Genomic DNA, 6,313 nt, shown 5'->3' on the forward strand with positions numbered 1-6,313 from the left:
GTGAGCAGGAGCACCGGGCCGGCGCGGCGGAGCAGGAGGCCAAGGCCAAGGCCGCGGAGGCGGATCGGCTGCGTTCGGAGGCGGACCAGCACCGCTCCGTGGTCGACGAGCAGCGTCAGGACGTGCGTCGTATGGAGCAGCACGCGGACACGCTCGATCCCAAGCACCGCGCCGGCGCTCCCGGCCACGCCGATGCCCCCGGCCGGACCGGTGACCGCGGCCCGATCACGGATGACACCGGCCGGACCGACGGCCACGGTGGTGCCGCCACTTCCGGTGGTGCCGCCACCGCCGGTGCCGGGGGGTTGACCGGAGACACCACCGGTGGCATCGGTGACGCCGGTGGCCGGCACTCCCGGTCCGACGACGGCCATGGGGTCGGCACCCACGGGAACTCCGGATCCGCCGTGGGCGACCGCGGGGCGGTGACCGATGACACCGGGGTCGGGGATCGCGGCGTCGACAGTAACCAGACCGGACGCCACCCGGAGGACGTCGACCCGGCCGCCCACCCGCGTCAGGAACCGGGCGTCGTGGACAAGGTGCTGGGACGGACCCGCCGGGACGAGCAGGGACGCTGATCCCCGGTACGTCGGTGTGATGCGAGGGCCCGCGGGAGACGATCCCGCGGGCCCTCGTCGTGTCCCGGGCGGTCAGGCCGCGGCGCCCGTGGTGACCCGCGTGTGCTTCACCCGCTCACCGAAGAGTGGACCGTACAGCGCGCCGGCGATGAGCGCGCCGAGGATCGGGGCCACCCAGAAGAGCCACAGCTGCCCGACGGCCCCGTCGCCGTTGAAGAACGCCACGGCTGTCGAACGGGCCGGGTTGACCGAGGTATTGGTGATCGGGATCGAGATGAGGTGGATCAGCGTCAGGGTGAGCCCGATCGCCAGGGGTGCGAAGCCGGCAGGCGCGCGGCGATCCGTGGCGCCGAGGATCACCCAGACGAAGATCGCGGTCAGGACGACCTCGATGATCAGGGCCGAGAGCAGACCGTACCCGTCCGGGGAGTTGGACCCGTAGCCGTTGGCGGCCATGTGCCCGGTCGCCTCGAACCCGTCCTTGCCTCTGGCCACGACGAGGATCAGCGTGCCCGCGACCAGTCCGCCGAGGACCTGGCTGACGATGTACACGGGGGTCTTGGCCCAGGGGAGGCGACCGGCGATCGCGGCGCCGACGGTGACGGCCGGGTTGAAGTGGCCGCCCGAGAGGTGACCGAACGCGTACACGCCGGTCAGGACGGTCAGCCCGAAGGCCAGCGAGACACCGAGATAGCCGACGCCGACGGGGACGTCTCCGGTGTCGGCGGTCGCGACCTGGACGGCGGCGAACACCGCTGTGCCACACCCTCCCAGAACCAGCCAGAAGGTACCTATCATCTCGGCGGCGATCACCGCCGTGCCGGACGGTGTGCCGGGGTCGGCCGGGGTGCGTGGGGACGTGTCGGACGGGGTGCGGGGGGACGTCTCGGGCATCGGCTGACCTCCGGTGGTGTACTCCCCGGGATCGGGGGAGGCGGGAACGCGGTGGTGAGTGTTTCCGCTGAGCACACGCTAGCGCTGCCGGGGGGCTCCCGTGCCGGTTCCGTGACCTGGTGAATGTTCCCGGCGAGCTGGCCCTCGGTCAGGCCGCCAGGAGCGCCGGGAGCACCGCTGCGGCGGTGTCACGGAGGTGGACGGTCACCCCGTGCGCGAGACCGGAGGGGCCGGGGTTGACCTCGACCACCGGGATCCCGAGGTCGACGGCGATGCCCGGGAGCGAGGCGGCGGGGTGGACGAGACCGGAGGTCCCGACGACGAGGACCGCGGATGCGGCGGAGATCGCGGCCACTGCGGCGTCCCAGGGCTGCCGGGGGAGCATCTCCCCGAACCAGACCACGCCCGGCCTGGCCCGGCCCCCGCACCCCGGGCACCCGGGCGGGACGAGTCGTTCCACGGGAGCGGTCGGCGCGGGTCCCACCTCCATCGGGGTCCCACACCCGTCACACCGGTGCGCGAAGAGGCTGCCGTGGAGGTGGTGGACCCCGGTGGAACCGGCCCGTTCGTGCAGGTCGTCCACGTTCTGCGTCACCACCGCCACGCTGCGGTCCCGGGCGGCGCGGGCGATGGCGAGATGGCCGGCATTCGGCTCGGCGGATCCGACGAGGTGCTCGCGCCAGCGATACCAGGCCCACACGGAATCCCGGTCGCGGTCCCAGGCCTGCGGTGTGGCGAGGGCGGCGGGATCGTGGCGTGCCCACAGTCCCGTCTGGGCGTCGCGGAATGTGGGCACCCCGCTCTCCGCGCTCATTCCGGCACCCGTCAGAACGACGAGAGGCCCGCCGTCGCCGAGGGCGAGACGGGCCTTGCTCATGTCGGGATGGGGTCGGTCGGACCCCACACCGTCGGTGGTCACGGGACGAACGCGGAACCCACCAGCGGCAGTGAGACACAATTCGAGGTCCCGCCGCCGGCGAGGGTGGTGGTGACGCCGCCCTGCAGGAGCATCAGCACCTGCCCCGGGCCGGTGTCGGCGACGCCGTTGAGGGTCGCCGGTCCGCCCTCGTTGATCCCGTTGTAGCTGAGGACGGTGGTGCCGCGGCGACCGTTGTTGATGTTGAACCAGTCCACGGTCATGGGCTGCACCTGCTGGGGCGCGACGCCCTCGGTGCCCAGGGCGGTGAAGATGAAGCCGAGCTGGCCGCCCGGGATACCGGGCAGGGGCAGGCCGGCGGGACCGGGCACCGCGGTGGCGGCCCCGACAGCGGTCTGTTCCCCGTCGATGCAGTTCTCCATGATCGTCGGGTAGGCGAACTGCGCGATCACCGGACCGTTCTCGGGGAGCGGGGTGCCCGGCTCGCCGGTCCCGCGGAAGAAGCCGACCAGCCGGGCGATGGTGCCCCGGGTTTCTTCGGGAATCCACTGCTGCTCGGAGAGGTTCTCGATGGCCTGCAGCACCGGCTCGGTCGGGCGGCCCAGCTCGTCCAGCGACTGGGCGCTCGCGGAGGCGGGGACGGCGAGCGACACGGCCATGGCGGCGACTGCACCGAGACCTAAGGTCCTGAACGAGTTCCTGAGCGAGTGGCGGGTCACTGGCGAGTCCATTCTTCGGATGAGGCGGACGGACCGGTCGGCGGGCCGACCAATCGACGGCTCGATGTTCTCACAACGTTTACGGGTGTGGACACCGGAGGCCCTGCTGGTGTGGCATCTGTTGCCAGTGTGACAGAAGATACTTGTGATGTAAATAACACGAGACGGCGTGGGTGCGGCTCCGCGCGCTCGGGATGTCGGACTGGAGGCCGATACGGGTAATGTGGACCCGCACGCGCGCTCGACCGGACGCGCTTGTGGATCACGCGGAAGTCCCGCAGATTCCCACCACGCGCCCGGCGGCCACAGAGTCGCCCGTGGCGCCGAAAGCCTCTGAGGGAGAACCCACCGTATGGCCCTGACCGAGTTCCGCAACGTCGCCATCGTCGCGCACGTCGACCATGGCAAGACGACACTCGTCGACGCGATGCTGCGCCAGTCCGGAGCGTTCGACGAACGCGCGGAGCTAGTGGACCGGGTCATGGACTCGGGTGACCTCGAGCGCGAGAAGGGCATCACGATCCTCGCCAAGAACACGTCGGTACGGCGTCTCGGCGCAGGGTCGGGCGGCGCCGACCTCGTCTTCAACATCATCGACACCCCCGGCCACGCCGACTTCGGCGGCGAGGTCGAGCGCGGACTCAACATGGTCGACGGCGTCGTCCTGCTCATCGACTCCTCGGAGGGTCCGCTGCCGCAGACCCGGTTCGTTCTGCGCAAGGCGCTGGCGGCCTCCCTGCCGGTCATCATCGTCGTCAACAAGACCGACCGTCCGGACGCCCGCATCGACGAGGTCGTCGAAGACGCCCAGGACCTCCTCATTGGTCTCGCCTCCGATCTCGAGGACCCGGACGCCCAGGCCGCGGCGGAGCGCGCGCTCGAGCTGCCCGTGGTGTTCGCCTCCGGGCGCGCCGGTAAGGCCTCGACCACCCAGCCCGCCAACGGCCAGGAGCCGGCCGGCGACAACCTGGACGAACTCTTCGCCCTCCTCTACGACGTGATCCCTGCCCCCCGCGGTGACGCCGACGCCCCGCTGCAGGCCCACGTGACCAACTTGGACGCGTCCAACTTCCTCGGTCGCATCGGTCTGGTCCGTATCCACAACGGCCGTCTCCGCAAGGGACAGCAGGTGGCGTGGATCCACAACCTTCCGGGCGGCGGTCAGGAGACCAAGTCCGTGCGGATCTCGGAACTCCTCGCGACCAAGGGCGTCGAGCGGATGCCCACCGAGGAGGCCGTGGCCGGCGACATCGTCGCGGTAGCCGGGATCAGCGACATCATGATCGGCGACACCCTCGCGGATCCGGAGAACCCGGTGGCGCTGCCTGCGATCACCGTCGACCAGCCGGCGATCTCGATGACCATCGGCGTCAACACCTCCCCGCTCGCCGGCCGCAATGGCGGTACCAAGCTGACCGCGCGGATGGTCAAGGCGCGTCTGGACCAGGAGCTCGTGGGCAACGTCTCGCTCAAGGTCCTCGACACCGAGCGCCCCGACGACTGGGAGGTGCAGGGCCGTGGCGAGATGGCACTGTCCATCCTCGTCGAGACCATGCGCCGGGAGGGCTTCGAGCTCACCGTGGGCAAGCCGCAGGTCGTGACCCGGGTCGTCGACGGCAAGGTCCACGAGCCGATGGAGCACATGACCATCGACGTGCCCGAGGAGTACCTCGGTGCGGTCACCCAGCTCATGGCGGCCCGCAAGGGGCGCATGGAGCAGATGGGCAACCACGGATCCGGATGGGTCCGGATGGAGTTCCGGGTGCCCGCCCGAGGGCTGATCGGCTTCCGCACGACCTTCATGACCGACACGCGCGGCGCCGGGATCGCCAACTCCGAGTCGGCCGGCTACGAGCCCTGGGTCGGAGAGATCCGCTCGCGGCACACCGGTTCACTGGTTGCCGACCGGGCCGGCAAGGCCACCGCGTTCGCGCTGCTCAGCCTGGCCGACCGCGGCGACTTCTTCATCGAGCCCGGTTCCGAGGTGTACGAGGGCGTCGTCGTGGGCGAGAACCCGCGATCCGAGGACATGGACGTCAACATCACCAAGGAGAAGAAGCTCACCAACATGCGTGCGGCCTCCTCCGATACGACCGAGACCCTGCAGAGGGCCCGCAACCTCTCGCTGGAGGAGGCGATGGAGTTCTGTGCCGGCGACGAGTGCGTGGAGGTCGGACCGGAGGCGATCCGCGTGCGCAAGGTGCTGCTCACCGCCAACGAGCGGGCCAAGTCCCGCAGCAAGTCCAAGTCCCGCGAGCAACAGTCGGTCAACTGACGAGGTCCCTGGTGACGACGAGGGGGCCGTTGGTTCGTCGACGCGGCACCGCCGTACTGGCGGCCGTGCTCTCCCTCGTCGTCGTCACAGGGTGTGTGGCCGACCCTCCCCCGCCCACGGTGGTGGGGGAGGAGCGTACCGACGGGGAGTCCGTCAGCCTGTCCAGCGGCGGGGTCCTGCTGGCCCTCGACCGCGTCGACCCGGGGTTCAACCCTCACCTCCTCGCCGACCAGGGGGTCGACACCGACCTGGTCGCCTCACTGCTGCTCCCGAGCGCGTTCATCCCCGGGCCGGACGGGGACCCGGTGCTCAACACGGACCTCCTCGTGTCCGCCGAGCCCCTGCCGGGGAGTCCGCAGACCATCCGGTACACGATAGATCCGCTGGCCCAGTGGACCGACGGGGTGCCGGTCGCGGCCGAGGACTTCGAGTATCTGTGGCGACAGATGACCACCCAGCCCGGAGTCGTCGACCCCGCCGGGTACGAGCAGATCGTCGAGGTCCGTTCCGGTGCCGGTGGCAAGGTGGTCGACGTGGTGTTCGGCTCCCCGCCGGAGCAGTGGCGGACCTTGTTCGCCGACCTGCTGCCCGGGCACATCCTCAAGGACGCCCCTGACGGCTTCCAGGGCGCGATGTCCGGTCTCCCCGTGATGAGCGCGGGGCCCTTCATGATCCGGTTCGCCGACATCGGCCGGGGCGAGATCGAGTTCGTGCGCAACGACCGGTACTGGGCACGGGCTCCGGAGCTCGATCAGATCCTCGTGCGTAGGGCGACCGGGGCGGGACAGCTCGGTGCGGCGCTGCGCGGGGGACCGGGATCACTGGCGATGGTCTCGGCCACACCGTTGGCCGCGGACGTCTCGGCCACCGTGCCCGGGGTCCGCTCCGTGACCGTGGACGCCTCGGCCCAACTCGAGCTCGGCTTCAACACCGTCGCCCCCGCCGTGCGCGACCCGGCGGTCCGGCG

General features: G+C 70.7%; 5 protein-coding genes and 1 pseudogene. 3 read left to right on the forward strand and 3 right to left on the reverse strand.

Features of this window, described 5'->3' with window-relative positions:
* A pseudogene (locus tag G6027_RS01375) lies at nucleotides 1–581 on the forward strand (hypothetical protein); the annotation flags it as partial.
* 72 nt (nucleotides 582–653) lie between these two features.
* Here G6027_RS01375 and aqpZ read toward each other — a convergent pair.
* The 3 genes from aqpZ to G6027_RS01390 all read right to left on the reverse strand — a co-directional run bounded on the left by aqpZ (nucleotide 654) and on the right by G6027_RS01390 (nucleotide 3,011).
* On the reverse strand, nucleotides 654–1,379 hold the full coding sequence (gene aqpZ / locus G6027_RS01380) for an aquaporin Z (protein ID WP_182634730.1): 726 nt from the start codon (nucleotides 1,377–1,379) through the stop codon (nucleotides 654–656).
* Nucleotides 1,380–1,623: 244 nt separating this feature from the next.
* A complete protein-coding gene (locus G6027_RS01385; protein WP_182634732.1) occupies nucleotides 1,624–2,352 on the reverse strand; it encodes an NAD-dependent protein deacylase in 729 nt (242 codons plus the stop codon).
* Between the two features lie 38 nt (nucleotides 2,353–2,390).
* On the reverse strand, nucleotides 2,391–3,011 hold the full coding sequence (locus G6027_RS01390; RefSeq protein WP_241726713.1) for a hypothetical protein: 621 nt from the start codon (nucleotides 3,009–3,011) through the stop codon (nucleotides 2,391–2,393).
* Between the two features lie 412 nt (nucleotides 3,012–3,423).
* On the opposite strand from G6027_RS01390, the gene typA reads away from it, so the two are divergent.
* Nucleotides 3,424–5,346: a translational GTPase TypA gene (gene typA / locus G6027_RS01395; protein WP_182634726.1), complete on the forward strand. Its 1,923-nt coding sequence runs from the start codon at nucleotides 3,424–3,426 to the stop codon at nucleotides 5,344–5,346.
* An 11-nt stretch (nucleotides 5,347–5,357) separates the two neighbouring features.
* A partial coding sequence (locus tag G6027_RS01400) for an ABC transporter substrate-binding protein (protein WP_346995593.1) occupies nucleotides 5,358–6,313 on the forward strand: 956 nt, incomplete at its 3' end.

It is taken from the genome of Dietzia sp. SLG310A2-38A2 (genome assembly GCF_014145095.1).
Taxonomy (GTDB): domain Bacteria; phylum Actinomycetota; class Actinomycetes; order Mycobacteriales; family Mycobacteriaceae; genus Dietzia.

Bases quoted from the DNA above. Each gene is read 5' to 3' on its own strand.
- aqpZ (WP_182634730.1), bottom strand. From the start codon at position 1,379: ATGATAGGTACCTTCTGGCTGGTTCTGGGAGGGTGTGGCACAGCGGTG.
- G6027_RS01385 (WP_182634732.1), bottom strand. From the start codon at position 2,352: ATGAGCAAGGCCCGTCTCGCCCTCGGCGACGGCGGGCCTCTCGTCGTT.
- G6027_RS01390 (WP_241726713.1), bottom strand. From the start codon at position 3,011: ATGGCCGTGTCGCTCGCCGTCCCCGCCTCCGCGAGCGCCCAGTCGCTG.
- typA (WP_182634726.1), top strand. From the start codon at position 3,424: ATGGCCCTGACCGAGTTCCGCAACGTCGCCATCGTCGCGCACGTCGAC.